The organism is Streptomyces sp. NBC_00510 (assembly GCA_036013505.1).
In the GTDB taxonomy this organism is placed as follows: Bacteria; Actinomycetota; Actinomycetes; order Streptomycetales; family Streptomycetaceae; genus Actinacidiphila.
This window is the reverse complement of record CP107851.1, coordinates 9540254-9566505: the sequence shown is the minus strand read 5'-3', so window position 1 is coordinate 9566505 and position 26252 is coordinate 9540254. Positions and strand designations below refer to the sequence as shown.

General features: G+C 73.4%; 21 protein-coding genes. 9 read left to right on the top strand and 12 right to left on the bottom strand.

Translation table 11 applies throughout. From position 1 onward, the window contains the following. Positions 1-54: 54 nt before the first annotated feature. The 4 genes from OG937_43685 to OG937_43670 form a co-directional block, all read right to left on the bottom strand. On the bottom strand, positions 55-2913 hold the full coding sequence (locus tag OG937_43685) for an FAD-binding oxidoreductase (protein ID WUD78135.1): 2859 nt from the start codon (positions 2911-2913) through the stop codon (positions 55-57). 42 nt (positions 2914-2955) lie between these two features. Further along, complete coding sequence (locus OG937_43680; protein ID WUD78134.1) at positions 2956-4134, bottom strand: anhydro-N-acetylmuramic acid kinase; 1179 nt, start codon at positions 4132-4134, stop codon at positions 2956-2958. Positions 4135-4218: 84 nt separating this feature from the next. Beyond that, the gene (locus OG937_43675; GenBank protein ID WUD78133.1) at positions 4219-5805 is read right to left on the bottom strand and encodes a sodium:solute symporter; all 1587 of its coding nucleotides are present in this window, start codon (positions 5803-5805) and stop codon (positions 4219-4221) included. A gap of 8 nt (positions 5806-5813) precedes the next feature. After that, a complete protein-coding gene (locus OG937_43670; GenBank protein WUD78132.1) occupies positions 5814-6809 on the bottom strand; it encodes an ATPase in 996 nt (331 codons plus the stop codon). A gap of 205 nt (positions 6810-7014) precedes the next feature. Between OG937_43670 and OG937_43665 the strand changes: the two genes are divergently transcribed. The 5 genes from OG937_43665 to OG937_43645 all read left to right on the top strand — a co-directional run bounded on the left by OG937_43665 (position 7015) and on the right by OG937_43645 (position 12357). Further along, complete coding sequence (locus tag OG937_43665) at positions 7015-7965, top strand: MurR/RpiR family transcriptional regulator (protein ID WUD78131.1); 951 nt, start codon at positions 7015-7017, stop codon at positions 7963-7965. Positions 7966-8023: 58 nt separating this feature from the next. Beyond that, entirely contained in the window at positions 8024-8920 is an 897-nt protein-coding gene (gene murQ, locus OG937_43660; GenBank protein WUD78130.1) for an N-acetylmuramic acid 6-phosphate etherase, read from the top strand. Positions 8921-9038: 118 nt separating this feature from the next. Then, positions 9039-11417, top strand: coding sequence for a SpoIIE family protein phosphatase (locus tag OG937_43655; GenBank protein ID WUD78129.1), 2379 nt, complete (start codon positions 9039-9041; stop codon positions 11415-11417). 102 nt (positions 11418-11519) lie between these two features. Then, positions 11520-11894 carry a DUF488 family protein gene (locus tag OG937_43650; GenBank protein ID WUD78128.1) on the top strand — a complete coding sequence of 125 codons (375 nt, stop codon included), beginning with the start codon at positions 11520-11522 and terminating at the stop codon, positions 11892-11894. Positions 11895-11976: 82 nt separating this feature from the next. Further along, on the top strand, positions 11977-12357 hold the full coding sequence (locus OG937_43645) for a thioesterase (GenBank protein WUD78127.1): 381 nt from the start codon (positions 11977-11979) through the stop codon (positions 12355-12357). Between the two features lie 15 nt (positions 12358-12372). Here the strand turns inward: OG937_43645 and OG937_43640 are convergent, their stop codons facing one another. The 5 genes from OG937_43640 to OG937_43620 form a co-directional block, all read right to left on the bottom strand. After that, complete coding sequence (locus tag OG937_43640) at positions 12373-12957, bottom strand: hypothetical protein (protein WUD78126.1); 585 nt, start codon at positions 12955-12957, stop codon at positions 12373-12375. 78 nt (positions 12958-13035) lie between these two features. Next, entirely contained in the window at positions 13036-13209 is a 174-nt protein-coding gene (locus OG937_43635) for a hypothetical protein (protein ID WUD78125.1), read from the bottom strand. Between the two features lie 119 nt (positions 13210-13328). Continuing rightward, positions 13329-14114 (bottom strand): SDR family NAD(P)-dependent oxidoreductase, encoded by a 786-nt coding sequence (locus OG937_43630; protein ID WUD78124.1) that lies wholly within the window; start codon positions 14112-14114, stop codon positions 13329-13331. Positions 14115-14119: 5 nt separating this feature from the next. After that, complete coding sequence (locus OG937_43625; GenBank protein ID WUD78123.1) at positions 14120-15637, bottom strand: MFS transporter; 1518 nt, start codon at positions 15635-15637, stop codon at positions 14120-14122. 44 nt (positions 15638-15681) lie between these two features. After that, entirely contained in the window at positions 15682-16377 is a 696-nt protein-coding gene (locus tag OG937_43620) for a type 1 glutamine amidotransferase domain-containing protein (protein ID WUD78122.1), read from the bottom strand. 129 nt (positions 16378-16506) lie between these two features. Between OG937_43620 and OG937_43615 the strand changes: the two genes are divergently transcribed. Beyond that, positions 16507-17478 (top strand): LysR family transcriptional regulator, encoded by a 972-nt coding sequence (locus tag OG937_43615; GenBank protein ID WUD78121.1) that lies wholly within the window; start codon positions 16507-16509, stop codon positions 17476-17478. A 60-nt stretch (positions 17479-17538) separates the two neighbouring features. On the opposite strand, the gene OG937_43610 is transcribed toward OG937_43615, so the two are convergent. Next, the gene (locus tag OG937_43610; protein ID WUD78120.1) at positions 17539-18036 is read right to left on the bottom strand and encodes a hypothetical protein; all 498 of its coding nucleotides are present in this window, start codon (positions 18034-18036) and stop codon (positions 17539-17541) included. 224 nt (positions 18037-18260) lie between these two features. On the opposite strand from OG937_43610, the gene OG937_43605 reads away from it, so the two are divergent. After that, positions 18261-21980, top strand: a complete 3720-nt coding sequence (locus OG937_43605) for a S8 family serine peptidase (GenBank protein WUD78119.1) — start codon at positions 18261-18263, stop codon at positions 21978-21980. Between the two features lie 118 nt (positions 21981-22098). Here OG937_43605 and OG937_43600 read toward each other — a convergent pair whose 3' ends face one another. After that, positions 22099-22728, bottom strand: coding sequence for a TetR/AcrR family transcriptional regulator (locus OG937_43600; protein ID WUD78118.1), 630 nt, complete (start codon positions 22726-22728; stop codon positions 22099-22101). Between the two features lie 92 nt (positions 22729-22820). Here OG937_43600 and OG937_43595 point away from each other — a divergent pair, with 92 nt between their 5' ends. Continuing rightward, entirely contained in the window at positions 22821-23783 is a 963-nt protein-coding gene (locus OG937_43595) for a zinc-dependent alcohol dehydrogenase family protein (GenBank protein ID WUD78117.1), read from the top strand. A 50-nt stretch (positions 23784-23833) separates the two neighbouring features. Here OG937_43595 and OG937_43590 read toward each other — a convergent pair whose 3' ends face one another. Continuing rightward, entirely contained in the window at positions 23834-24457 is a 624-nt protein-coding gene (locus OG937_43590; GenBank protein WUD78116.1) for a TetR/AcrR family transcriptional regulator, read from the bottom strand. 209 nt (positions 24458-24666) lie between these two features. Here OG937_43590 and OG937_43585 point away from each other — a divergent pair, with 209 nt between their 5' ends. After that, positions 24667-26103, top strand: a complete 1437-nt coding sequence (locus OG937_43585; protein ID WUD78115.1) for an aldehyde dehydrogenase — start codon at positions 24667-24669, stop codon at positions 26101-26103. Positions 26104-26252 lie beyond the last annotated feature (149 nt).

Genomic DNA, 26252 nt, shown 5'->3' with positions numbered 1-26252 from the left:
CGCACCGCGGACGGGTCGTGCCTGCCGGGGCTGGGCGGGCACTGGGCCCGCCCGTCAGGCGGTCGCCTCGTCCAGCAGTTCCAGGACGTGCCGGTAGGGGCGGCCGGTGGCGCGGGTCATGCCCATCTCGCAGGTGCGGTTGCAGGAGGCGTAGGCGTCGTACGTCCCGGCGGTGATCTCCGCCGCCTGGGCGGCCGTCGCGGACTCCGTGACCTCGGGGTGGAGCAGTCCGCGGTCCCCGGCGAAGGCGCAGCAGCCCCAGTTGTCGGGGACGGTGACCTTGTCGCTGACCGCGGCCGCGACCTGGCGCAGGGCGGCGTCGATGCCCAGGTGGACGGTGGAGCAGGTGGGGTGCAGGGCCATGGTGCCCATGCGGCGCGGGGCGGGCAGGGCGGGGAGCAGGTGCTCGGCGGTGAAGGCGACGCTGTCGACGAAGCGCAGGGCCGAGAACCGGGCGCGGTCGGACTCCGGGAGGGTCTCGGCGAGTTGCTCGAGACCATGGGTGCAGGAGGATGCGTCGCACACGACCGGCAGCCGCCCGCCGTCGCTGGCCTCCCACAGTGCCTCAAGGGTCCGGCCGGCCATGGTGCGGTGCCCGTCGGTGTAGCCCTTGGACTGCCACGGTGTGCCGCAGCACAGGCCGGTCAGGCCGTCCGGCACCGTGACCTGGACGCCGGCGCGTTCGCACAGCCGCAGGAAGGCGGCGGCCGCGCCGCCGGAGTCCCCTTCGGGGGCGAAGACGCTGCCGATGCAGGCGGCGAAGAACACCGCCCGCGCCCCTTCGGGGTGCCTGGGGGCCGGGCGGGCCGGGCCGCCGCGCGGGATGTCGCCGGACCAGGTGGGCACCAGCTCCGTCGCCCCGAGCTTGCGGACCGCGCCGGTGGCGGCGCGGGTGACCGGGGTGGGCAGGACGTGGGCGGTGTTGAGGGCGGCGCGCACACCGGTGACGGCGCTCCCCCAGTGCCGGGCGGTGGTGTTGCCGAAGCGCTGGGCGGTGGGGCTGTGGCGCTGCGCGCGCAGGCGCTTCATGACCGCGCCGGTGTCGATCGTGACGGGGCAGGCGGTGACGCACAGGCTGTCGGCCGCGCAGCTGTCGACGGCCGCGTAGGCGTAGTCCGCCTCCAGGGCGCGGCGGCGCTCCTCGTCGCCGGCGGCGGTGGCCAGGGCGATCTCGCGCTGCAGGGCGATGCGTTGCCGGGGTGTGGTGGTGACGTCGGCGGTCGGGCAGACCGGCTCGCAGTAGCCGCACTCCACGCACGCGTCGACGGCCGGGTCGACCGCGGGCACGCTCTTCAGGTCGCGCAGGTGCGCGGCCGGGTCGTCGGTCAGCAGGACGCCGGGGTTGAGGACGTCGTGGGGGTCGCAGAGCCGCTTCAGCTCGCGCATGACCTCGTAGAGCTCGTCGCCGTACTGGCGGTGGACGAAGGGGGCCATGGCGCGGCCGGTGCCGTGCTCGGCCTTGAGGGTGCCGCCGGCGTCCAGGACGAGGTCGACCATCGCGTCGGTGAAGCGGGCGTAGCGCTCGGTCTCGGCGCGGGTGTCGAAGTCCTGGGTGAGCATGAAGTGCAGGTTGCCGTCGCGGGCGTGGCCGAAGATGACCGCGTCCTGGTAGCCGTACCGGTCGAACAGGCCGATCAGGCTTTCGCAGGTGCCGGTCAGCCGTTCCATGGGCACCGCGATGTCCTCCAGGAGCGCGGTCGTCCCGGCCGGCCGTGCCCCGGCGACGGCCGTGTACAGGCCCTTGCGCAGGTGCCAGAGCCGGCCGCGCACGGCCGCGTCGCGGGTGAGCGCGGACCCGGTGACCGCGGGCAGCCGGTCCAGGACCGGCTGGGCGGCGGCCACGGTCGCGTCGAGCGCTTCGGCGCTGTCCTCGGCGAACTCCACCAGTAGGGCGGCGTGCCGTTCCACCCGCAGCCCGCGCAGTTCCTCGACGGGGTCGGCGGCCTGCTGTGCGACGCGCAGGGAGGCGGCGTCGAGGAGTTCGGCGGTGCGGGCGCCGGCGGCCAGCAGCGCGGGCAGGGCGTCGGTCGCCTCGGCGAGGCCCGGCAGGATCAGCAGGCCGGTGGCGGTGTGCGGGAGCAGGGGGACGGTGCGGAAGACGGCCTCGCCGACGAAGCCGAGGGTGCCCTCGCTGCCGATCATCAGGTGGGCGAGGACGTCGGCGGGGTCGGTGTGGTCGAGGAACGAGTTGAGCCCGTACCCCATGGTGTTCTTCATCGCGAACAGCCGCTCGATGGTGGCGCGGGAGGCGGCCGAGCCGCGGACCCGGTCGCGCAGCCGCAGCAGCCCGGCGTGGAGGCCGGGCTCGTGGGCGCGCAGTGCGGCGTCCGCGTCGGGGGCGGCGGTGTCGACGACGGTGCCGGACGGCAGCACGAACTGCAGCGACTCCATGGTGCGGTAGGCGTTGTCCTGGGTGCCGCAGTTCATGCCGCTGGAGTTGTTGGCGACGAGCCCGCCGATGGTGCAGGCGCTCTCGCTGGCCGGGTCGGGGCCGAGGCGGCGGCCGTGCCGGGCGAGCCGCGCGTTGGCCTGGCGCACGGTGAGTCCCGGCTGCAGCCGGATGCGCAGGCCCTCGTCGAGGACCTCCGCGGAGCGCCAGTGCGTGCGGACGTCCACCAGGACGCCGTCGCCGCCGGCCTGCCCCGCCAGGCTCGTGCCACCGGAGCGCAGTGTGAGCGGTATCCCGGCCCTGCGCGCCCCGGCCATGAGCGCGCCGACCTCGGCGGTGGAGGCGGCGCGCACCACGGCCTGCGGTGTGAAGAGGTACGGCGAGGCGTCGTGGGCGGCCGCGACCCTGCGGGGCACGTCGATGGAGACCCGGGAGGGGTCGGCCACGCACGCCGTCAGCCACGCGGCCGGGCCGGGGTCGGCGGTGCGGGACGTGGTGGCGGGGGTGGCGGCGGAGGTGCTCATGGTTCCTCGGGTACGACGGTACGACGCGGCGGCGGCGGACGGTCAGTGGGCGGGGTCGGTGATCCGCAGCAGGCGGGGCGGCTGTGCTGCGGGTTCGGGCAGACGCAACGGGGCCAGGCCGGGGGTGATGCTGCCCAGCACCGTGGCGCGGCGGGCGCCGGTGCCCGAGGTGAGGGTGCCGGGCAGGCCGTGGACGGTAAGGAAGCCGAGCACGGCGAAGGCGAGGGCCTCCTTGGCGTCGGAGGGCAGGCCCAGGTCGTCGCTGGGGCGCAACGTCACGCCGGGCAATTCCTCGCCGATCATGCGCATCAGCACCGGGTTGCGGGCGCCTCCGCCGGAGACGACGAGGCTGGTGACCCCGTGCGCCCGGCAGGCGTCGGCGACGGTGACGGCGGTGAGCCTGGTCAGGGTGGCGAGGACGTCGTCGGTGCCGGGCGCGGGCACGGCGGCCAGGGCCCGCTGCAGGTACGGCAGGTGGAAGAGTTCCTTGCCGGTGCTCTTCGGTGCGGGCCTGCGGTAGTAGGGGTCGTCGAGGAGGACCTTGAGCAGATCGGGGTCGGTGCGTCCGGCCGCGGCGCGGCGGCCGTCCTCGTCGTAGGCGGCGGCGCCGCCGGTGAAGTGGCGTACGGCCGCGTCCAGCAGCGCGTTCGCGGGGCCGGTGTCGAAGGCCAGGGGCTCGGCGCCGGGGGCGACGACGGTGATGTTGGCGATGCCGCCGAGGTTGAGCGCGGCGGGCACTCCCGGGAGCCCGCGCAGCAGCAGGGTGTCGGTCATCCCGACCAGCGGGGCGCCCTGGCCGCCGGCGGCGACGTCCCTGCTGCGCAGGTCGGACACCACCGGCAGCCCGGTGGCCTCGGCGATCCAGGCCGGCTGGCCCAGTTGCAGGGTGCCGCGGACGGTGCCGTCCTCGACCCAGTGGTGCATCGTCTGGCCGTGGGACACGACGAGGTCGGCGGCGCCCGCGCACAGCTCGTCGAGCGCGCGTGCCGCGGCGTCGGCGAAGGCCTGGCCGATGCCGGTGTCCAGCGCGCACACGGCCTGGGTGGTCGTCGTCGCTGGCGGCAGGGTCGCGCTGATCAGGTCCCGCAGGTCGTCGGCGTAGGGCACGGACAGATGACCGAGCGGCCGCATGAGCAGGGTCTCGCCGTCCAGGGTGAGGTCGGCGGCGGCCGCCTCGATGGCGTCGTACGAGGTGCCCGACATCAGGCCGATCACACGCATGGCTTCTCCCAACTGTGGTGTCCGGGGCGGTCGTGTGGTGCCCGGGGTGGGGGCCGCCCGTCGGCGGCCCCCACCCCGGGGGCCTCACTCGAGGCCGGCGCCCGCCGCAACACGACCGGAGCCGGAGCCGGACCCGGGGCCGCCGTCGGTCAGCTCGACCTCGCGCACCTCGCGGACCTCGGGGGCCTTGTGGAACAGGCTCATCACACCGCCGATGACCAGGGTGATCAGCACGCCGATCGGCACCAGCCACTGGGCGGCGATGGCGGTCGGCACCGTCGCGCCCGCCACGGTGACGTCGATCTTCACCGAGCGCACGATGTAGGTCATCACGCCGACCGTGACCAGGAACGCGACGACCGCGTCGACCTCGTTGGCGCGCCTGATGATCCGGCCGAGCAGGAAGGCGCCGAGCAGCGCCCCGTAGGTGTAGCCCGCGATGGTCAGACCGGTCAGGTAGACGTTGCCGGTGCTGGTGCTGAAGGCACAGGCGAAGATGGCCATCAGCACGGCCCACACCAGCGTCATCACCCGCGCGAGCTTGAGCAGCGACTCCTCCGACGGGGTGCTGCGGAAGAAGCTGTGGATGATGTCGGCGACGGTCGAGTTGGACATGGAGTTCAGCGCCGAGGACAGCGAGCCCATCGCCGCGCCGAGGATGCCGGCCACGAGCAGGCCGGAGATCACCACGGGCAGCCCGTGCAGGATGAAGTTCGGGTAGAGGTTGTCGGAGCTGTGCAGACCCAGCTCGGAGAAGCTCTTGCCCTTGTTGTACGACCACAGCAGCGCGCCGACGAGCGAGAAGGCGGCGAACTGGAGGGTGACGAAGACACCGGAGGCGATCATGGCCTTCTGGCCGTCGCGCAGCGAGCGGGTGGCCAGGACGCGCTGGACGATCAGCTGGTCGGACCCGTGGCTTGCCATCGCGAAGATGGCGCCACCGATGATCGCGGTCGGCAGGGCGAACGGGCTGGTGAGGACGTGCGCCAGGTCGAAGTTGGTGTCGAACAGCTTGAAGTGGCCCGAGTGCAGGGCGTCGGAGAAGCCGCTGCCGCCGACGTGGCCGGAGAGCACGGCGATGGCGAGGATGGCACCGCCCAGGTACAGGCCCATCTGGATGGCGTCGGTCCAGATGACCGCCTTGATGCCGCCGAGGTAGGTGTAGACGACGGTGATCACCGTGAGGACGATGATGATCAGGCGGTAACCGGCGTGCACGCCGAACTCGTCGAGCAGCAGCTTGATCGGGATCGCGGAGGCGAACAGGCGGACGCCCTCGGCGAGGAGGCGGGTGAAGACGAAGGTCACCGAGGCGAGTCCTTGCAGCTTCAGCCCGAATCTGCTGCCCAGGTACTGGTAGGCGCTGACGAACCCGCCGCGCTTGTACAGGGGGATCAGCACGGTGGCGACGACCACGCGGCCGATGACGTAGCCGAGGGCGAGTTCGACGTTGCCGAAGCCCTGACCGCTGTAGGCGCCGCCGGGCACGCTGATGACGGTCAGCACGCTGGTCTCGGTGGCCACCACGGAGAAGGAGACGGTCCACCAGGGCATGTGCCCTTCGCCGACGAAGTAGTCCTTCGCCGTTTTCTGCCGTCCGGCCAGTCGCAGTCCGATCCAGGCGATGGCGATCAGATAGACGACGATCACGACGAGGTCGAGTTGGCGCACGCTCGCTCCTAAGCAGCGGCCGGCGGGATCACCGGCGTGGTGGGGACAGTGGGTGACGTCGTCCGGCGGACTCGGACGACGTGGGGTTCATGCGGCACGGTGGCGTCCCGTGCCAGCAGGCGCGCGCCGTCCAGCGGGTCCCCGAGCGGGGGCCGCGGACTCAGCGGTGGCGCGGAGCCCTCGAGCATCGCGCGCAGCGGCGCCATGAGCGGTTCGCCGAGGCCGGTCAGCCCGCCGGTGACGGTGACGGGCAGGACCTCCCCGGTGATCCGGGCGGCGGCCGCGAGCACGGCCTCGCCCAGTGCGGTGGCGGCGTCCCGGACGATCACCCCGGCGACGGCGTCACCCGATGCGGCGGCGTGGGACACGTCCGGGGCGAAGGAGGCCGCGGTCCGGGCGGGGTTGCCGCCGGCCGCGAGAGCCGCGGGCAGCGCGTCGGGGTCGCCGAAGCGCCGGGTGGCGGCGGCCAGCAGCGTGGTGTCCGGGCCGCGTCCGTCGTGGGCGCGGAGTGCAGCCCGCAGGCCGGTCACCCCGATCCACGCGCCGCTGCCCTCGTCGCCGAGCCAGGGCCCCCAGCCGTCGACGCGGGCGTACGAGCCGTCCTCGCCGATGCCGATGGCGACGGAGCCGGTGCCGATGGCCAGCACCACGCCCGTACGGCCGCCCAGGGCGCCCGCGTGGGCGGTGACGGCGTCACTGGTGACGGCGACCTCGTCCGCGGGCAGGTCCTGGAGGAGCAGTTCGGCCAGGGTGCGGGCGGCCTCCGGGGCCGCGGCCGCTCCGGCGGCGCCGACGCAGACGGCGGCGAGCCGGCCCGGGGCGTACCCCTCGATCAGCGGCAGGACGGCGGCGCGCACGGCGGCGCGCGCCGCTTCGACGCCGCCCTCTGCAGCGAGTCCCGGGGCCCCCGGAACCTCGTGGACGGGACCGACGGTGCCGTCCGTGCCGGTGAGCACGGCACGGCAGCCCGTCTTCCCCAGGTCCACAGCCACTGCTGCTGTCATGCGGCACGCCCTTGTGTCGTACGGGATCCGGCACGTCGGGTGGTCACGGTGGGTGGTGACCGGCGCGGATCGCGGTGCAGCGAGTATCGGAAGGCAGACGTCCGTATGTCAATAAGTAACTTTACGAAATGCATCACGTAAATTTTTGACGCGATCGACGGGGCGTGGTTACGCTGACGCCACCCACTCAGGAGGGAACCCATCCATGGCCTCCCAGGACCCGACCCGCACCTCCGCGCAGCCGGCCCAGGAGTCCGCCACCGGCGGCGACACCCTGGCGCGCATCCGCGCGGCCCTGCCCGGCCTGGCGCCCTCCGAGCGACGGGTGGCCGAGGCCGTCCTGGCCGATCCGGCACAGGCGGCGGAGCTGTCCATCAGCGCCCTCGCCGAACGGGCCACCACCTCGGTCGCCACGGTCATGCGGTTCTGCCGGACGATGAAACTGGGCAACTACCCGCAACTGCGGCTGGCGCTGGCCGCGGCCGCAGCCCGCGAGCACGCGCTCGGCGGCGAGCGCCCGACCCCGGGCACCGACATCAGCGCCACCGACACCCTCGAACAGATCGTCCACAAGATCGTCTACAACGAGGTCCGCGCCCTGGAGGACTCCGGGGCCGGACTGGACATCGAAGCGCTCGGCCGCGCCGTCGACGCCGTCGCGGGCGCCCGGCGCGTGGACATCTTCGGCATCGGCGCCAGCGCCTTCGTCGGCCAGGACCTGCACCAGAAGCTGCACCGCATCGGCCACATGGCGTTCATCTGGACCGACCGCCACGCGGCCCTGACCGCCGCCGCCCTGCTCGGCCCCGGCGACGTGGCCCTGGCCATCTCCCACTCCGGGGAGACCGAGGACACCGTCGAGCCCCTCCAGGCGGCCGCCGAACGCGGCGCCACCACCATCGCCCTCACCAACGTCCCGGGCTCCACCCTCGCCGACGGCGCCGACCTGGTGCTCGCCACCTGCGCCCGCGAGACCCCCTTCCGGTCCGGCGCGACCGTCAGCCGGATCGCCCAACTCGCTGTGATCGACTGCCTGTTCGTCGGCGTCGCCCAGCGCTCCTACGACGCCACGACCGCGGCGCTGCAGAAGACCTACGGGGCCGTGCAACGCCGCAGGCGCCCGCAGCCCCAGCGCCGCACCCCGGCGGACGACTGACCGCCGGCCCCGCACCACACCCCGGCACCACCAGCACCACCGAAAGGACGACCGCGCCGTGGACCTCAGCACACTCGGCACCGAGACCCGCAACGAGCGGACCGCCGAACTGGACCGGATGCCGGTCTCCGAACTCCTGTCCGTGATGAACGCCGAGGACCAGACCGTCGCCCTCGCCGTCCGCGAGGCCCTCCCCGAGATCGGCACCGCCGTCGAGGCCATCACCGAGTCCCTGCGCCGCGGCGGCCGCCTGATCTACCTCGGCGCCGGCACCAGCGGCCGCATCGGCCTGCTCGACGCCGTCGAGTGCCCGCCGACCTTCGGCACCGCGCCCGAGCAGGTCGTGGGCCTGCTCTCCGGCGGCCCCGGCGCGTTCATCGTCGCCGTCGAGGGTGCCGAGGACGAGCCCGCCAGGGCGATCGCCGACCTGGACGAGATCGGCGTCGGCGACCGGGACACCGTCGTCGGCCTCGCCGCGAGCGGCCGCACCCCGTACGTCATCGGCGGCCTCAAGCACGCCGCGACGCGGGGCGCCGTCACCGTCTCCGTGGCCTGCAACCGCGACGCCCTCGTCAGCCGCTACGCCGACGTTCCGATCGAGGTGCCCACCGGCCCGGAGATCCTCACCGGCTCCACCCGGCTCAAGGGCGGCACCGCGGAGAAGATGGTCTGCAACATGCTCTCCACCGCCGCGATGGTCCGCCTCGGCAAGGTCTACGGGAACCTCATGGTCGACGTGCGCGCCACCAACAACAAGCTCGTCGACCGCGCCCGGCGCATGGTCGTGCAGGCCACCGGCGCCGACCCCGACATCGCCGCCGAGGCCCTGAGCGCCGCGGGCGGCCACGCCAAGACGGCCATCGTGATGCTGCTGACCGGCGCCTCCGCCGAGGAGGCCGCCCGGCGCATCGAGGAGGCCCACGGCGACACCCGTACCGCCGCGGGCCAGGCCTGACCTCAGACCCGGCCCCGGGCCCGTCACGAGCACAGGGGAATCTGCCGCCCATCACAGCGGTTCTCCCTCTGAGGAGGCGAGCCTGCTCGCCCATGGCCATGGACGAGACGATCCCCATATGCACGCAGCGGAATCGGGGGGCACACACCGGAGTCCGGAAGCGCACCGAGGGGCGGTCATCTCCGTCGACCCCGAGGGCCGCGTCGACGGATGGAGCGCGGGGGCCGAGAGCATCCTCGGCTACCGCAGGGACGAGGTGATCGGCCGGCCCGCACTGGACCTCGCCGACGACGACGCGCGCCAGGCCCTGGCGATCGGCCTGACCGGCCGCCGCTGGGAGAACCGGGCCGTGCTCCGGGACAAGGCGGGCCGTCCCGTGGAGGTGGACGTGCTGATCCGGCCGGCGTCCGCGGACGGCAGGTCCACCGTCTGGTTCGTCAGCGGGCCGTCCGGTCCGGCGGCGGACGACGACAGCGGCGGCGGCGGCGGCGGCGGCGGCGGCATGGTGGAGCGGGCTTGGTCCCAGTCGTCCGCCGCCATCGTCGTGTGGTCACCAGGACTGCGCCTGCTGTGGGCGAACGAACGCACCTGCCGGCTGTTCAACGCCGACGTCGACCGCATGCGGGGACGCCGGCTCACGGAGATCCTCACCCCCGACAGCCAGCACTACGCCGTCGAGGAAGCGCTCCGCCGCGCCCGCGACACCGGAACGACACAGTACGTCGTCACCCACGAGCAGGTGCCCGGGGAGAAGCGGCCCCATGAATGGGCCCTCCACATCGACCCTCTCCGGGACGAGGACGGCACCGTGGTGGGCCTGTGCTCCATGGCACGCGACAACTCCGCGGAATTCTGGGCCCGCCGGCGCCTGATCCTCCTCAACGACGCCCGCCGCAGCATCGGGCTCTCCCTCGACGTGGGAAGCACGGCCCAGGAGCTCACCGAGCTCGCGGTGCCCGACCTCGCCGACGTCGCCATGGTGCATCTGCTGCCTCGGGCGCTCGGAGCCGGCGGTGCCGCCTCGCGCGACCCGGTGGAGGTCCGGCTCGTGGCGGCGAGCGGCCGCGCGCTGCCCCCGGCCTCACCCTCCTGGCACGTGGTGGACCGCCGGTCCCTGCCCGGTCGCGCCCTGTCCGAGCGCAGAGCCGTACGGGTCGACCTGCCGCACGAGGCCGCGGCCTGGGCCGGGCGGGAGGGCGGCTTCGACCGGGACGCGCGCGGAGGGGCCATCTGCGTGCCGCTGACGGCCCGGGGCGGCACCCTGGGGGTGGTGACGTTCCTGCGCCGCGGGGCGGCGTTCGACTCCGACGACCTGCTGCTCGCCGAGGAACTGGCCGCCACGACCGCCATCTCCGTCGACAACGCCCGCAATTTCCAGCGCGAGCACAGTACCGCCCTGACGCTGCAGCAGAGCCTGCTGCCCAGGGAACCACCCGCCCAGAACGCGGTCGACGCCGCCTACGGCTACCGGCCCGCCGACCTCGCCGCGGGGGTGGGCGGCGACTGGTTCGACGTGATCCCGCTGTCCGGCGCACGCGTCGCCCTGGTCATGGGCGACGTCGTCGGGCACGGGGTGCGTGCGGCCGCGACGATGGGACGCCTGCGCTCGGTCGTACGTACCCTCGCCGACATCGACCTCCCGCCGGAGGAGCTGCTCACCCGCCTCGACGACATCGTGAACCGGCTGGACCAGGAGACGGAGGCCAACGCCCCCGATCCGGAGGTCGGGGCGTCGGTCCTCTACGCGGTGTACGACCCCGTCTCGCGCCGGTGCCGGATGGCCCGGGCCGCCCACGTGGAACCGCTGCTGGTGCTGCCGGACGGCACGAGCCGCCGGGTGGAACTCCCGGAGGGACCTCCGCTGGGCCTCGGGGGGCTCCCGTTCGAGTCGGCCGAGGTCACCCTGCCCGAGGACTGCCTGCTCGTCCTGTTCACCGACGGGCTGGTCAAATCCCGGCACCAGGACCTCGACGAGGGGATCGCCAGGCTGCAGACGTCCCTCGCCGCGGCCACGTCCTCGATCACGGCGGTCTGCGACGACATCATGGGCGCCCTGCTGCCCGGGGACGGCAGCGACGACGCCGCGCTGCTGGTCGCGCGCCCCCGCGCACTGGGCGCGGCCGACGTCGCCCACTGGGACGTACCGGCCGATCCTTCCGCCGTCGCGGCGGTACGCGAGGAGGCGACCGCGAAACTCGCCGCCTGGGGGCTGGAGGACCGGGCGTTCGCCACCGAGCTCATCGTCAGCGAGCTGGTCACCAACGCCCTGCGGCACGGACGCGCCCCCATCCGCCTGCGGCTCATCAAGGACCGTTCCCTGATCTGCGAGGTCACCGACGGGAGCAACGCCGCCCCTCACCTGCGCCGGGCGCGCACCTTCGACGAGGGCGGCCGCGGACTCTTCCTGGTGGCTCAGCTGTCCTCCCGCTGGGGCAGCCGGCCGACGGAACTCGGGAAGATCATCTGGTCGGAACAGCAGCTGGACCAGGCAGGCTGAGCCCGGCCGTGGCCGCCGCCCTTCCGGACGGGCCGCGGCGCCGCACCGCCGATAGAGTGAAGATCGCGGGGGGGTACCTCGACCGGGGAAGGTGACGAGGCCATGGCCGGACGGTTCGGCTACCGGAGGATCTACGAGGACGCCTCGTCCCAGGAGGGCAAACGCGTCCTCGTCGACCGGCTGTGGCCCCGGGGCGTGAGCAAGGAGCGGGCGCACCTCGACGAGTGGCTCCGCGACGTGGCACCGTCGGCCGACCTCCGTCACTGGTACCACCACGACACGGAACGCTTCCCCGAGTTCCGCGAACGCTACATCGCCGAACTGGAGGACCCCGATCACCGGCCGGCCGTCGAGCACCTGCGCGACCTCGCCGCCCATGACAAGGTCACCTTGCTCACCGCCACCAAGGACGTCGACCACAGCGAGGCGGCAGTGCTCGCCCGGTGGCTGGACACCGCGGGGTCCGAGGGCCGCTAGTCGCCCACCCCGGCGTCGAGTTGGAGGTCCGCTCGGACGTGGCTTCCGGGAAGCAGGGCGGTGGCGGTACTAGCGTGGTGGCATGCGCTACGAGGTGACCGATGCCGACACCGCGACGACGTTGGGCAGCGGCGACGTACCCGTCCTGTCCACACCGCAGCTCGTCGCCTGGCTTGAGGCGGAGACGGTGCACGCCGCGGCGCCCTTCACGGCGGCGGGACAGACGACGGTGGGGACGGCACTGCGGATCCGGCACGTCCGCGCCACACCGGTCGGCGGCAAGGTCGACGTCTTCGCCGAGCCCCCGCCCTCCCCCACCGGCCGGCGCCTCACCTTCCGGGTGCGGGCCGTCGACGACTGGGGCCGGCTCGTCGCGACGGGCGAGATCGACCGTGCCGTCGTCGACAGGGAACGTTTCCTTGCGGCCGCGCTTGATCCGGAGCACCCCGCCGAGCCGTCCTGACGCGGCGGGCGTGCCTCAGCGCGGGAGCCGGTCCAGGAACTGCTGCGGGGTGATCGCGGAGCCGCCCTCGAACGACACGACGGGAACGACCTCGTCGTCGTACCAGACGACCGGCATCCCCACGACGCCGAAGGAAGCGAAGCCGCCGGCCGCGTCCCCCGCCCAGCTCAGGTACGTGTCGTCGGTGACCTTGCGGTCGAAGTCGGCGGACCTCAGTCCCTCGACGCGGCTCGCCAGCGAGAGCAGCACCGGTGTCTCGGAGAAGCGGTCGTTCACGGGCGGGAAGGGCTGCTCGGCGAGGAGCACCGACAGGTAGTCGATGAACTGCCTCTGCCCCGCGTCGCTCGCCGCGGCGAGCGCGCCCAGGCCGCGCTGGGAGCCGATGCCGCCCACCGTGTCGTCGATCTCCGCCGCGAAGTGGAACTTCAGGACCGTGCCGCCCTCGTCGGCGGTCCGCCGCATGGTGCCGAGCAGACTCTCCGCCATGGTGTGGCTGGGCCGGTCGCGCAGTTCGAGGAACACCTGGAGGTCATGGGCGCTGTCCGGGTCCCCGTAGTACACCGTGCCGCCGCCGGCGCCCGTCGTGTTCGCCGGATTCATGCTTCGAGCCTCCCACACATGGCCGGACGGCACGACCGGGCCCCGGCCACCGCCCGGTGGCTTCGTCACGGCTGGTCGTCAGTGCTTGAAGACGTCCTTGGTCCTCTCCTTCGCGCCCCGCATCTTCCCGCGCGATTCGAGGGCGGCGCCCTTGGCCGCGAGCGTTTCCTTGTGCACCGCGTGGGCCGCCTTCCGCACGGTCTTCCCCACGACCTGTTCCATCTTCGCCTTGGCTTTCTCTCCGGCGCTCATCTCGGCACCTCCACGGCCTCTCAACCGGCGCGTGCCCGTGGGGCGGGGGTCGAAACCACGCCTGCCGGTCGGACGACCCCGGCACCGGCACCGGCAGGCCGACCGACCGACCGACCGGGTCAGAGCAGCGACGCGGTCACCGCGGCGAGGCGCCGGCGGTACTCCGTGTCGTAGGCCTCGGCGGCCGCCCGGGCCTCCTTCTCGCCCTCGAAGTACCGCCCTGTGACGCCCGCCAGCGCGGGAGCGTCGACCAGGCGCCGCGTGGCCGCGACGCCCTGCTCCAGGGAGTCGACGACGTCCATCCCCGAGCGCCGGGACATGGCGGTGGGCATGAAGGTCGCCGGGTGCACGCTGTTGACGGTGATGCCGGTGCCGGAGAGTTCATCGGCGAGGTCGAGGCCGTGGCAGATGAGCGCCAGCTTGGAGCGGCAGTAGGCGGCGACGTCGGTGTAGTCGCGGGTGAGTTCGGGGTCGTCGAGGTCGAGCGGCTGCTGGCCGATGGAGGCGACGTTCACGATCCGGGAGGGTGCCGCGCGGTGGAGCAGGGGGAGGAGTTCCCGGGTCAGCATCATCGGTGCCAGGTAGTTGACGGCGAGGCGTAGTTCGTGTCCGTCGGCGGAGGTCTGCCGCCGGGTGCCCTCCGCGTGGAAGCCGATGCCGGCGTTGTTGACGAGCACGTCCAGCCGGTCGTGCCGGGCGGCGATGCCGGCGGCCAGGCGCCGGACTTCGGCGAGGGAGGAAAGGTCGGCCCGGTGGGGCTCGCCACCGGTGGCCGCGGCGACCTCGGCGAGGCGATCGGGGTCGCGGCCGTGCAGCAGCAGGGTGTGCCCGCCGTCGGCGGCGAGGTCCTCCGCGAGGGCGCGGCCGAGCCCGTCGGAGGCGCCGGTGATGAGGATCGTGGCCATGTCGTTCACCTTTCTGGTCCGGGGACAACCTGGGTGCCCTCCGGGGGAGTGGAAATGGGGGTGAGGGGCCGGACCGGTCCGGCAGTGCTCACCTCCTGCGCGTCGTGGCGCGAGACGATGCCGCCGCCGGGCGTGGTCATGCCGAAGCGGGCGAACGCCGCAACGAGAACGAACGCGCCTGCGGCCAGGGCGAAGCAGAGCGTGAAGCGGCTCTCGGCGGGTGCGTGGCCCGGGGGTCCGGCGGCCACGAGGGTGGCCACCAGGGCGCCGGCCAGCGAACTGCCCACGGAACGGGCGACGGAGTTGACGCCGTTGGCGGCCCCGGTGTGCTCCGGCGGCACTGCGGTGAGCAAGGCCGCGGGCAGCGCGGTGAAGCCGAAGGCGATGGCGACGCCCACGAGCACGGCGGCCCCGACGACCAGGGCGCCCCTGCCGTGGGCGGTCGCCGACAGCGCGAACCCGACGGCGCCCACCGCCGCGCCCATGGCCAGGGTGCGTCGCGGTCCGGTCCGGCGTACCAGGAGGCCGCCGAGCCGGGCGGCGGCAAGCGAGGCCAGCGCGGGCGGCAGGAGGTACTGGACCGAGGCACGCAGGACGGAGGCCCCGAAGCCGTACCCGGCGGCGGGCGGTATCTGCACCAGCGCCGAGACGAGGATGAACTGCGAGAACATGGCGTATCCGAGCAGCAACCCGGCCAGGTTGGCGAAGAGCACCGGCCGGTGGACGAGCATCCGCACGTCCACCAGCGGATCGGCCGCGGCCCGCTCCACCCGGATCCAGGCGGCCGCCGCCAGGGCGCCCGCAGCGAGGCAGCCCAGAGTGGGCGCGGAGGTCCAGCCCCACACCGTGCCGCGGGACAGCGGGAGCATCAGCAGGACGAGCGTCGTGGCCAGGCCCAGCGCTCCGAGCCAGTCGAGGCGTCCGCCGGTCGTCACGCGCGACGGCGGGACGACGGCGGCGACCGCTGCCAGGCTGAGCGCGGACATCGCGGCCGCCAGCCAGAAGACGCGGTGGTAGTCGGGCGCGGGTCCTGTGGTGAGGAGGCCGGCGCCCACCAGCGCCAGGCCGTTGCCGAAGGCGAGGGTGCCGCTGACCGTGCCCATCGCCGCGGGCAGGCGCCTGGCGGGCAGTTCGTCGCGGAGCACGGCCTGGGCCAGCGGGAACACCGCGGTGGACGCGCCCTGCAAGGCACGTCCCGCTATGAGCAGGGGCAGTGTCGCGGAGAGGGCGGCCAGGACCGAGCCGATCAGGGTGAGGGCAAGTGCGCCGAGCAGGACGGGTCGTCTTCCGTACTGGTCGCCGGCCCTGCCGAGCAGGGGTGTGCACACGGCGGCCGACAGCAGGGTCGCGGTGGTGAGCCAGCTGACGTCGGCGGCCGAGGCGTTCAGGTCCCGCTGGACGGTGCCGAGGACCGGCACCACCAGGGTCTGCATCATCGAGACGACCATGGCGCCGAGACCGAGGGCGGCGACGAGGCCACGGCCCGGGTCCGCCGTGACCGGGAGCACCGGAGGTGTTCGCATGAGGTGGGTACTTCCGTGGGTCTTTCCGTGGGTGGGCGCGCCGGTCAGCCGAGGGTCTTCAGCACTGCGGCGGCCAGCGCGGCGGAGGACGCCGGGTTCTGCCCGGTGTGCAGGCCGCGGTCGACGACGACGTGCGGGGCCCAGGGCTCGCCCGCCGAGTAGTCGGCGCCGAGCGCGACGAGCCGGTCCTGGAGCAGCCATTCCAGCCGGTCGGCCAGCCCGGTCTGCTTCTCCTCGGCGGCGCTGAAGCCGGTGAGGCGGTAGCCGGCGAACGGCGACACGCCGTCGGAGTCCCGGGCGGCGAGCAGGGCGGCCACCCCGTGGCAGACCGCGGCCAGCGGGGTGCCCTGCGCGAGGACGGTGCGCAGCAGCCGGGCGGAGTCGGCGTCCCCGGCGAGGTCCTGCATCGGGCCGTGGCCGCCCACGTAGAAGACGGCGGCGTAGTGGGCCGGGTCGACGTCCGCCAGAACCAGCGGGGTGTGCAGTGCGGTGACGGCCCGCAGGGCCGCGGTCGCGGCGGCGGCGCCCGCCGGACCGCCGTTGAGTTCGGGCGCGAGGCTGACGGGGTCGGCGGTGGGGACGACGCCGCCGGGGGTGGCCACGGCCACCCGGTGGCCGGCCTCGGTGAAGGCGCGGTAGGGCGCCGTGAGCTCTTCGGCCCAGAAGCCCGTGGGGTGCTCGGTGCCATCGGCCAGCGTCAGGTGATCGGCGCCGGTCACCACGAGAAGGATCTCTGCCATGTCTGCGTACTTCCTGGTCTCCGCCCAGGTACGGCCGTGGCGGGATGTGCGGGGCCGCCGGTTGACCGGCGGCGGAACGTTCCCGACCCTAGGTCGCACAGCCATCGGCCAACCAATAGGATCCTCGACATGGCTCATCAGAATGCCGATGGGAACGCAGCCCGCCCCGACGACGGCGGGACGGCTGCCGCCCCGCCCCCCGGCGCGCCTCTGGACCTGGGGCTGCTGCGCACGTTCCTCGCGGTGTACCGGGCCGGTTCCCTCACGACGGCCGCCCGGATGCTGCGCATCTCGCAGCCCACCGTGACCGCGCAGGTGCGTGCGCTGGAGCAGCAGCTCGACCGGCAGCTCTTCGAGCGGCTCCCGCGGGGCGTGGCCGCCACATCCGTGGCCGACGAACTGGCCGGGCAGGTCGCCGGGCCGCTGGACGCGCTGGCCGAGGTCGCCGGCCGTGGTCGTCCGGACCCGGAGGCGCCCCCGGAACCGGTGCACCTGGCGGGGCCGGCGGAGATGGTGTCCGTCCGGGCGCTGCCCGTCCTCGCGCCGCTGGCGGCCCGGGGCGTCCTGCTGCGCATCACGACCGGCCTCGCCGAGGACCTGCTCGAGGGCCTGCACGGCGGCCGCTTCGACCTCGTCCTGTCGGCGGTGCGGCCGCGGGGCCGCTCCCTGGCCGCCGTCCCGCTGATGGACGAGGAGTTCGTCCTGGTGACGACGCCGGAATGGGCCGCCGGGATCGGGCGGCTCACCTGCGACGACCCCGACCCGCTGCGCGAGGTCCCGCTGGTGGCGTACGCCGAGGACCTGCCCATCCTGCGCCGCTACTGGCGCCACGTCTTCCGTACGCGTCTGACCGCCCGGCCCGCCGTCGTCGTCCCGGACCTGCGCGGGGTGCTCGCCGCCGTCGTCGCGGGAGGAGGTGCGACGGTGCTCCCCCGCTACCTGTGCGAGACGGAGCTGGCGTCCGGCGCGCTCGTGGAGTTGCTGACGCCGGAGGACCCGCCCATCAACACCGGCTTCCTGGTCGGACGGGCGGGCGCGCCCGTCCGCGCGCCGGTCACCGCCGTACGCGAACGGCTCCTGGAGGCCGCCCGCGACTGGTGACGGGCGACGCCGTTGCCCGTCTGGATGCGGCAACGCGCAGCCCCGGCACCGTAGGTGAGGTCATGTCAGGGAGCGGCCGGAGTGCGGATCCGCCAGGAGCACCACGCGGCCGGCCTCGGGGTCGAACCCGAGCACGGGGTTCCCGTCGTCGCCCTCGGCGGACATGAGCACCGGCTTGCCGAGCCGGCGGCCGACGGCGCGGAGGAAGGCGCACAGGACGTCCACGCCCCCTTGGCCCTGGAGCTCGCGGAGGTCGACGTCGAAGCCGACTTCGGCGGCCGAGAACACCCGGAAGATCGCCAGCACGCCCGGGACCGGTGAGACCTGCAACGTCGCTGTCTCCGCGGCCTCCTGACGTGCCAGCGCCTCCGCAGCGCGGGGCAGGGGCCCGGTGACGCTCCCCTCCGCGTACGACCACGCCCATCCGCGCGACCGGACCAGATCGAACACCGCCTGCCAGTCGTCTGCCGTGGTGCCGGGCACGCAGCCGTCCGGCAGAGCCCCCATCACGTCGGGGTCGAAGAAATCCTGGACGTCGTCCCACAGCAGATCCGGCACCGCACCATGCGGCCCGCGCGCACGTCCCGGCCGCACCTTGGTTACGCCGTGTCCCCGAACTCCCGGTCATAGCGGGTCTTGTCGGCACACGGCGGCGTTCGGGCGGCTTCGTGATGACACAACTGTGCCATGGCACAAGAGCGACGCCCCGGGCCCTTGAGCGGGGGCGGGGGCGGCTCGAAGATCAATGGCCGTCCACTCTTCACATGGCTTGAGGAGTTTCCTTGCCCACGGTTCACATCCCCCGGACCAGGTCCGGGGCGATCACGCTCGGCGTGGTCGCCGCCCTGGCACTCGGGGTCATACCGGCCACGGCCGCCGTATCCGCGGACCCCGCCGGTCGCGGGCCCGCCGCCGGCGCCGCACAACGGCCACCCGGCAACGGCGGCACGCACACCGTCACCCTCATCACCGGCGACAAGGTGACGATCGGCACCGCCGCCGACGGCACCACCATCCGGTCCTTCCAAGGCGCGAACGGCACCACCACCGCTTTCCACCGGGCGGTGGTCGACGGGGCCACCTACGTGTACCCCGACGCCGTCCTGCCCTACGTCAGCACCGGGAAGCTCGACAAGCAGCTGTTCAACGTGACCCAGCTGATCGCCGACGGTTACGACGACGCGCACTCCTCCCGGCTGCCGCTCATCGTGAGCTACACCGACGCCGCGGCCAAGTCCCGGACCTTGCCGAAGATGGCGGGCTCCAGCGACGTCCACCGGCTGGACAGCATCCAGGGCGCGGCCCTCGCGCAGAACCGCAAGCAGGCTCCGGCGTTCTGGTCGGCGCTGACCGGTGGCGCCGGTGCGGCAGCCCGGTCGGCGAAGCCGGCCTTCGCGGGCGGTGTCGCCAAGGTCTGGCTCGACGGCAAGGTGAAGGCCGACCTGGCCGACTCGACCGCCCAGATCGGCGCGGACAAGGTCTGGGCGGAGGGCAACACCGGCGAGGGCGTCAAGGTCGCGGTGCTCGACACCGGAGTCGACGCCGAACACCCCGACCTCGTCGACCGGATCGACACCAGCGCCAGCTTCATCCCGGACGAGCAGGACACCCTCGACTACCAGGGCCACGGCACCCACGTCGCCTCGACGATCGCCGGCACCGGCAGCGCCTCCGACGGCAAGGAGCGGGGCGTCGCCCCCGGCGTCCGCCTGGACATCGGCAAGGTGCTCAACAGCGAGGGAAGCGGCCAGGAGTCCTGGATCATCGCGGGCATGGAATGGGCCGCCCGGGACCAGAAGGCCAGGATCATCAGCATGAGCCTGGGCGGCGGCGGTGACCACACCGACCCCATGAGCCAGGCGGTCGACCGGCTCAGCCGCGAGACCGGCGCGCTGTTCGTCATCGCGGCGGGCAACAGCGGCCCGCACACCATCGGCAGCCCCGGTGCCGCGGACTCCGCGCTGACCGTCGGCGCCGTGGACTCCGCGGACCGGCTCGCCGACTTCTCCAGCACCGGCCCGCGTGACGGCGACGCCGGGCTGAAGCCGGAGATCACCGCGCCCGGCGTCGACATCCTGGCGGCCCGCTCCCACTACAAGCGGGGCTCGGGCTACTACACCACGATGAGCGGTACCTCGATGGCGACCCCGCACGTCGCCGGTGCCGCCGCGCTGCTCGCCGCCGCCCACCCGGACTGGACCGGCCCGCAGTTGAAGGAGGCGCTGGTCAGCAGCGCCAAGGCCACCCCCGCGTACTCCCCGTACGAGGCCGGTGCCGGCCGGCTGGACGCGCCGGCGGCCGTCCACACCTCGGTCTTCGCGACCGTCAGCGCCTTCTCCGGCTTCCACGCCTGGCCCCAGAAGGCCGGTGAGACCGACGTCCAGAAGGTGACGTACACCAACACCGGCGACGCACCGGTCAGTCTGGACCTGGCGATCGACTCGAAGGCCCCGGCAGGGCTGTTCACGCTCTCCGAGGACAAGGTCACCATCCCGGCGCACGGCACGGCCTCGGTCTCCCTGACCGCGGACCTGGACCGGCTGCCGCTCGACCAGTCGATCAGCGGCATGATCACCGGCACCGACGGCACCGGCACGGTCCGGGCCAAGACGCTGATCGGCGCCGCCAAGGAAGGCCGGCGGCAGACCCTGACCGTCACCGCCAAGGACCGGTCGGGCAAGCCGCTGGCCGGCCGGGTCATGCTCACCGCCGAGGGCCTCTTCACGACGATCGACCTCGACGCGTCCGGCACCGGCACGGCGCGGCTGCCCGTCGGCACCTACAGCGGCTGGCTCACCGCGGACGTCCAGGGGGCCAACGGCCCGCACTCCCTGGGCATGGCGCTGCTCGCCTTCAACGACGTGCAGCTGGACCAGGACCGGTCCGTCACCCTCGACGGCCGCAAGATGCGTCAGATCCTGGCGCGTGCCCCGCAGCGGACCACCGCCGTCGCCCCGCGCCTGGACGTCCACCGGTCCTTCGGTGACAGCCTGGTCGAGTCGTCCATGCTGCCCAACGAGACCTACGACAGCATCTGGGCGCTCCCGACCGGCAAGAAGGTCACCGACGGCGAGTTCGAGTTCGGTGCCCGCTTCCGCCTGGAGCAGCCGGCGCTGACCGTGGGCACGGCCTCCAGGACCTACGCCGACCCGCTGGTCAAGCGCGGGGCCAAGCCGCTGCCGGCCGGTACCCGGACGCTCACGGCGGTGTACGCCGGTGAGGGCACGGCCGCGGAACTGGCCCGCACGAACGTCCGCGGCAAGGCCGTGGTGGTGCGGGGCGGTGACCCGTCCGGAATCCAGGCGCAGGCGGAGGCCGCAGCGACGGCGGGCGCGCAGGTGCTCGTCGTCGTCAACGACGGCATCGGCCGGCTGCGGCCCTGGGACGAGGGCCCCTGGAGCCCGGAGAGCCCGGCGCCGCTGACGGTGGCGACCCTCGACGCCGACCAGGGCGCCGACCTGATCGGCGCGCTCGGGCACGGCGCGGTCAAGCTGAAGGTCACCTCGAACCCCACGACCGACTACGTCTACGACGTGGTGCACCACTGGTCCGGCGCGGTACCGACGGACCCGACCTGGCGCGTCACGCAGCGCGAGCTGGGCAAGGTGGACGTCTCGTTCCGCAACCACCGCCAGGGCAAGGCGATGGAGTTCCGCCCCGACGTCTGGCGCGGCTGGGTGGTCGGCAACCAGCTCACCGCTCCCGCCCAGGGCGACCGGACCGACTGGGTCACCGCCGACGCCAGTTGGCTGGACGACGCCTTCATCCTGAGCGAGACGGGGCAGCACTCGATGGACGTGCTGCGCTACCCGGCCGGGAAGACCGCCGAGGTCAGCTGGTTCGGGCCGATCCAGCGCCCCCGGATGGGCCCCATCGGCTACCAGCCGGTGCGCTACCTCGACGGGGTCTACATCCCCGCACCCGGCTGGGGCGACTCCGGCTCCGGCCACGTCGGCGAGGCCTACGGCAACTACGACGTCAAGGACTGGATGTCGCTCTACCAGGGCGACCGCCAGCTCAACTGGGGCAACGCCGAGTACCTGCCGATCACCGGACTCGCCCCCGAGCGGCTGCCCTACCGGCTGGTCGTCGACAACGACCGGGCGGCCTGGACCCACCCGTACTCGACGCACACGCTGACCGAGTGGAACTTCACCTCCGCGGCCACCGGGCCCGAGTCGGCGGTGTCCCTGCCGCTGATCCAGCTCGACTACGGCGTGGACACCGACAGGGCCGGCCGGGCGGACCGGCACGCCAAGCTGACGGTGACCGCCTCGCACCTGCCCGGTACGACCGCCGCCATCGGGAAGCCCTCGCTGGAGGTCTCCTACGACGACGGGAAGACCTGGCAGCGGGCCGACCTGGACCGCAGCGGTAGCGGCTGGCGGGCGGGCCTGCGCGCCCCGAAGTCCGCGGGCTTCGCCACGCTCCGGGTCACCGCCCGGGACAACGCGGGCAACACCGTCTCGCAGACGATCACCCGGGCCTTCGGCCTGCGCTGACGCCCCGGCAGTACACCCGACGGGCGGGACCGCGGCCAGCGGCCCCGCCCGTCGGCGTTCCCGGGCGGCCCCGTCGTGTGCATGCCGCGCGTCGAGCGTCGACCCCGCTCGTCCCCGGTCAGCCGTCGGCCGGTGCCGCGGGCGCCAGTCGCGCCGCCGGCGGTAGCGGTGCGTGCCGGGGGCAGGCTTCGAACGCCTGGATCACCAGCCCCGCAAAGCGTCGGGAGGCCGCGACCTGGGTCGCGGTCGATGCGGTGTGGATCCCCTTGTTGGCCATGAGGACGAGGATGAGGTCGTCCAGGACGAAGTCGGCCCGCAGGCGCCCTGCGTCCTTGGCCCGCCGGGCCAGTCCGGCGACCGCTTTCACCGTGTACTCGCGTCCCCCGGCATCCGGCATCCCCGGGAAGGCCGACAGGAAGGCCTCGGTGAAGCCCCGATCGCGTGCGTGCAGCTCACAGATCTTCTCGATCACCAGGCACAGGCCACGCCACGGATCGGGATCCGCGCACCCCTCGTCGACGATGGCGCGACATGCGTGCAGTTGGTCCGCGAAGGCCTCGGCGACCAGCATCTGCTTGGTCGGGAAACGCCGGTACAAGGTGGCAGGTCCCACCCCGGCTCGCCGCGCGATCTCCCGCATCGGCACCTCCAGGCCGCCGGCCGAGAACAGCGCTCGGGCCGCGTCGAGGATGCGGTCGCGGTTGTCCATCGCGTCGGACCGCAGCTTCTGAGGCACTTGGTCGGTCACCCGTCTCACTTTATCCAAACGGACGGGGGCGTCCGATTACCGTCCACGACGTGGAGCCCGCCGAGAGGCGGTCCGAGAACAGGGAGACGACATTGAAGGCAATCGCGATCGGGACGTTCGGAGGTCCTGAGGGTCTGACCGTGGTCGACCTGCCGGTACCCTCACCTGCTGCCGGGCAGGTGCTGATCGCCACCGAGGCGGTGGGCGTCGGTGGTGTCGACGCCGTGATCCGGAGCGGGGCTCTGGCCGCCTACGGATTCACGGAGGGCTCCATCCCGGGCAGCGAGGTGGCGGGCACCGTGACCGCGGTCGGCGACGGCGTCGACGCCTCGTGGATCGGCCGGCGGGTGTGGGGCTCCACCGGCACCGGCGGAGGCTACGTCGAACAGGCCGTCGTACCGGTCGCGCAGATCCTTCCCCTGCCCGGCGACCTGTCCGTCGTCGACGCGGTGACGCTCGGCAGTGCCGGCGCGGTGGCGCACTTCGGGCTTCGCCACGCCCATTTCACCCCCGGGGAGACCGTCTTGGTGCGTGGCGCGTCCGGCAGCATCGGGATCACGGCGGTGCAGCTCGCGGCTCGCGGTGGTGCCGCCGCGGTGGCGGTCACGACATCGTCGGCGGAGCGCGGCGAGCGGCTGCGCCGTCTCGGGGCGACCCACGTGCTGGACCGCTCCGGCGACGGAGGGAAGGAGGCTCCCGCGGGCTATGACGTCATCATCGACATCGTGGCCGGTGAGGACATGCCGTCGTTCCTCGACAGGCTCAACCCGAACGGCCGCATGGTGGCCGTCGGCGCCGTCGCAGGTCAGCCGCCCGCGGACTTCGGCGCGAAGCTCATGGCGGCGTTCCAGAAGTCGTTGTCCTTCGCCACTTTCAGCGCAGCCACCGTCAACCGGGCCGACCTGCGTGCGGTGCGCGGCGAGCAGTTCGCCGCGGCCGGTCGCGGCGAGATCACAACGGTGGTGCACGAGGTGCTGCCACTGTGCGAAGCCGTGCTGGCGCACCGGAAGATGGACGCGGGCGAGGTGTTCGGCAGGATCGTGCTGACGCCGTAGTCGAAGGTTTCGACTACGGGACTGCCACGCGTCGAGGCGCGGGCACGAGGTCAACGGCCCTCGGGCGGCGGGCCGGCGCCGAACGCGGCGACGGCGTCGAAGAAGTGGAGCGCCTGGTCGACGAAGTCCTCCCGGGAGAACGCGAGGCCGCCGTCCACCCAGTTGAGCAGGATCTGGTTGACCCCGCCGACCACGGCCATGGCCATCGCGGTCACGTCGGTGCCGGCGGCGGCCCAGTCCTCGCGGAGCAGGGACTCCACCAGCGAGGCGAGCCGTCGCATGCCGCGGCGTCGTTCGGCGGCGGCGAGCGGTCCGCCGGCGAGTGACTCGACCAGTTTGATGCGGCCCTTGCGCGGGTCGTCGACCACGCCGCCGGCCAGGACGTCGAGCATGCCGCGGGCCCGGTCGCGGCGCGTACCGCCCGCGGCGAGGGCCGTCCGGCACCTGGCGGCCTCGTCCTGCTGGATCTCCTCGAGGATCGCGGCGAGCAGTTCGTCGAGGGAGGCGAAGCTCTCCGTGAAGTAGCGGTCGGGCAGGTGGCAGTGGCGGAGCACCGCGCGCATCGAGGTCCCGCCGTAACCCTGGGTGGAGAACAGCTCGATGGCCGCGTCCATGATGCGGCGCCGCCGCGCCGCGACGCGCTCCTCGGCGGTCATGCCGCCGTACTTCCTCATGCGGTCACCCCGATCCACATCTGAGGGCAGATGCCAGCAGATAGGAGTATTCTCGGCCATCAGTTGCGAAAAGAACGCTTCCCACGCGGCGGAAGCCGCCACCGGCCGCTCGACGGCCGGCTGGACGGACGCACGCCGGCTTCCTGCCGCGCCGGATCATCCGAAGCCGGGTGAAGACGGCCCGGCCGCAGCCGGAAGAAGTACCCATCATGGATGTGAAACGCCTGTTCATCGGGGGGCAGTGGACGACACCGGCCGGTAGCCGGACGATCACCGCCGCGTCCGCCAGCACCGGCGCGTACCTGGGCTCGGTGCCCGAGGCCGTGGACCCGGACGTCGACGACGCCGTGCGGGCGGCCCGTGCCGCCTTCGACGCCCCCGGCGGGTGGCCGCGGTGGGAGCCCGAGCGCCGCGCGTCGGTCATGCTGCGGCTCGCCGACGCGCTCGAGGCCCGGAGCCACCTGACGGCGAGCACGGTCAGCGCGCAGAACGGCATGCCGATCTCCACGGCCGAGCCCTTCGAGGGGACGGTCCCGGCCGCCCTGCTGCGCTACTACGCGGGCCTCGCCACCGGGGCGCCCCTCGAGGAACGCCGCGCCGGGCTGCCCGGCGGCAGCACCCTGGTCCGCAGGGAACCCGTGGGGGTGGTCGCCGCGATCATGACCTGGAACTTCCCGCAGACCATCGCCTTCTTCAAGATCGCGCCCGCGCTGGCCGCCGGCTGCACCCTGGTGCTCAAGCCGGCGCCGGAGACCGTGCTCGACTCGATGGTCCTGGCGGACGCGATCGAGGAGGCGGGCCTCCCCGACGGGGTCGTCAACATCGTGCCCGGCGGCCCCGCCGTGGGCGCGTACCTGGTCTCCCACCCCGGGGTCGACAAGGTCTCGTTCACGGGGTCGACCGCGGCGGGACGGCAGGTCGCGGTCGCGTGCGCGTCGCTGCTGCGCCCGGTGACGCTGGAACTGGGCGGCAAGTCCGCCGCGGTCGTCCTCGACGACGCCGACCTGGACTCGCTGACCGAGCCGTTCTTCATGGCCGGCCTGCTGAACAACGGCCAGACCTGCTTCGCCAGTACGAGGATCCTGGCCCCCGCCAACCGCTACGGCGAGGTGGTCGAGTTCTGCACGGCGATGGCGGGCGGTGCCGTCGTGGGCGACGCCCTGGACCGCACCACGCAGATCGGCCCGCTCGTCAGCGCCAGGCAGCGCGACCGTGTGGAGGGCTACATCGCCAGGGGTCTGCGCGAGGGCGCCCGGCTGACGACGGGCGGCGGCCGGCCGGCCGATCTCGACCGGGGCTGGTTCGTCCAGCCGACCGTCTTCGCCGACGTCGACAACGCCTCGGTCATCGCGCAGGAGGAGATCTTCGGGCCGGTCCTGTCGATCACGCCGTACGACGGCGAGGACGAGGCCGTCGGACTCGCCAACGACTCCCCGTACGGCCTCGCGGGCACGGTCTGGACCGCCGATCCCGAGCACGGCACGCGCGTCGCCCGCCGCATCCGCAGCGGCACGGTGGGGATCAACGGTTACGTGCCCGACCTCGCCGCCCCCTACGGGGGCGTGAAGGCCAGCGGCCTCGGCCGGGAGCTGGGCCCGGAGGGGCTCCAGGCGTACCAGGAGTTGCAGTCCGTCTACCAGCCGTGATGCCCGCGCCATGGCGCGGTGGACCTCACAGGCCCGGCCATCGTCACCTCCTTGACAGGTGACGATCGCCTGTGCGAACGTCGGCAGCAGCCGCGGTGGTGCCCGACTCCGCCGATCCCCCACCGGAGGGTTCCCGTGAAAGTGCTCAG

What these genes read in the sequence shown, in the direction of transcription:
- OG937_43620 (WUD78122.1), bottom strand. Translation starts at nt 16,377, where the DNA reads ATGGCAGAGATCCTTCTCGTGGTGACCGGCGCCGATCACCTGACGCTG.
- OG937_43590 (WUD78116.1), bottom strand. Translation starts at nt 24,457, where the DNA reads ATGAGGAAGTACGGCGGCATGACCGCCGAGGAGCGCGTCGCGGCGCGG.
- OG937_43670 (WUD78132.1), bottom strand. Translation starts at nt 6,809, where the DNA reads ATGACAGCAGCAGTGGCTGTGGACCTGGGGAAGACGGGCTGCCGTGCC.
- OG937_43650 (WUD78128.1), top strand. Translation starts at nt 11,520, where the DNA reads ATGGCCGGACGGTTCGGCTACCGGAGGATCTACGAGGACGCCTCGTCC.
- OG937_43585 (WUD78115.1), top strand. Translation starts at nt 24,667, where the DNA reads ATGGATGTGAAACGCCTGTTCATCGGGGGGCAGTGGACGACACCGGCC.
- OG937_43685 (WUD78135.1), bottom strand. Translation starts at nt 2,913, where the DNA reads ATGAGCACCTCCGCCGCCACCCCCGCCACCACGTCCCGCACCGCCGAC.
- OG937_43635 (WUD78125.1), bottom strand. Translation starts at nt 13,209, where the DNA reads ATGAGCGCCGGAGAGAAAGCCAAGGCGAAGATGGAACAGGTCGTGGGG.
- OG937_43665 (WUD78131.1), top strand. Translation starts at nt 7,015, where the DNA reads ATGGCCTCCCAGGACCCGACCCGCACCTCCGCGCAGCCGGCCCAGGAG.
- OG937_43615 (WUD78121.1), top strand. Translation starts at nt 16,507, where the DNA reads ATGGCTCATCAGAATGCCGATGGGAACGCAGCCCGCCCCGACGACGGC.
- OG937_43640 (WUD78126.1), bottom strand. Translation starts at nt 12,957, where the DNA reads ATGAATCCGGCGAACACGACGGGCGCCGGCGGCGGCACGGTGTACTAC.
- OG937_43625 (WUD78123.1), bottom strand. Translation starts at nt 15,637, where the DNA reads ATGCGAACACCTCCGGTGCTCCCGGTCACGGCGGACCCGGGCCGTGGC.
- OG937_43655 (WUD78129.1), top strand. Translation starts at nt 9,039, where the DNA reads ATGCACGCAGCGGAATCGGGGGGCACACACCGGAGTCCGGAAGCGCAC.
- OG937_43680 (WUD78134.1), bottom strand. Translation starts at nt 4,134, where the DNA reads ATGCGTGTGATCGGCCTGATGTCGGGCACCTCGTACGACGCCATCGAG.
- OG937_43630 (WUD78124.1), bottom strand. Translation starts at nt 14,114, where the DNA reads ATGGCCACGATCCTCATCACCGGCGCCTCCGACGGGCTCGGCCGCGCC.
- OG937_43645 (WUD78127.1), top strand. Translation starts at nt 11,977, where the DNA reads ATGCGCTACGAGGTGACCGATGCCGACACCGCGACGACGTTGGGCAGC.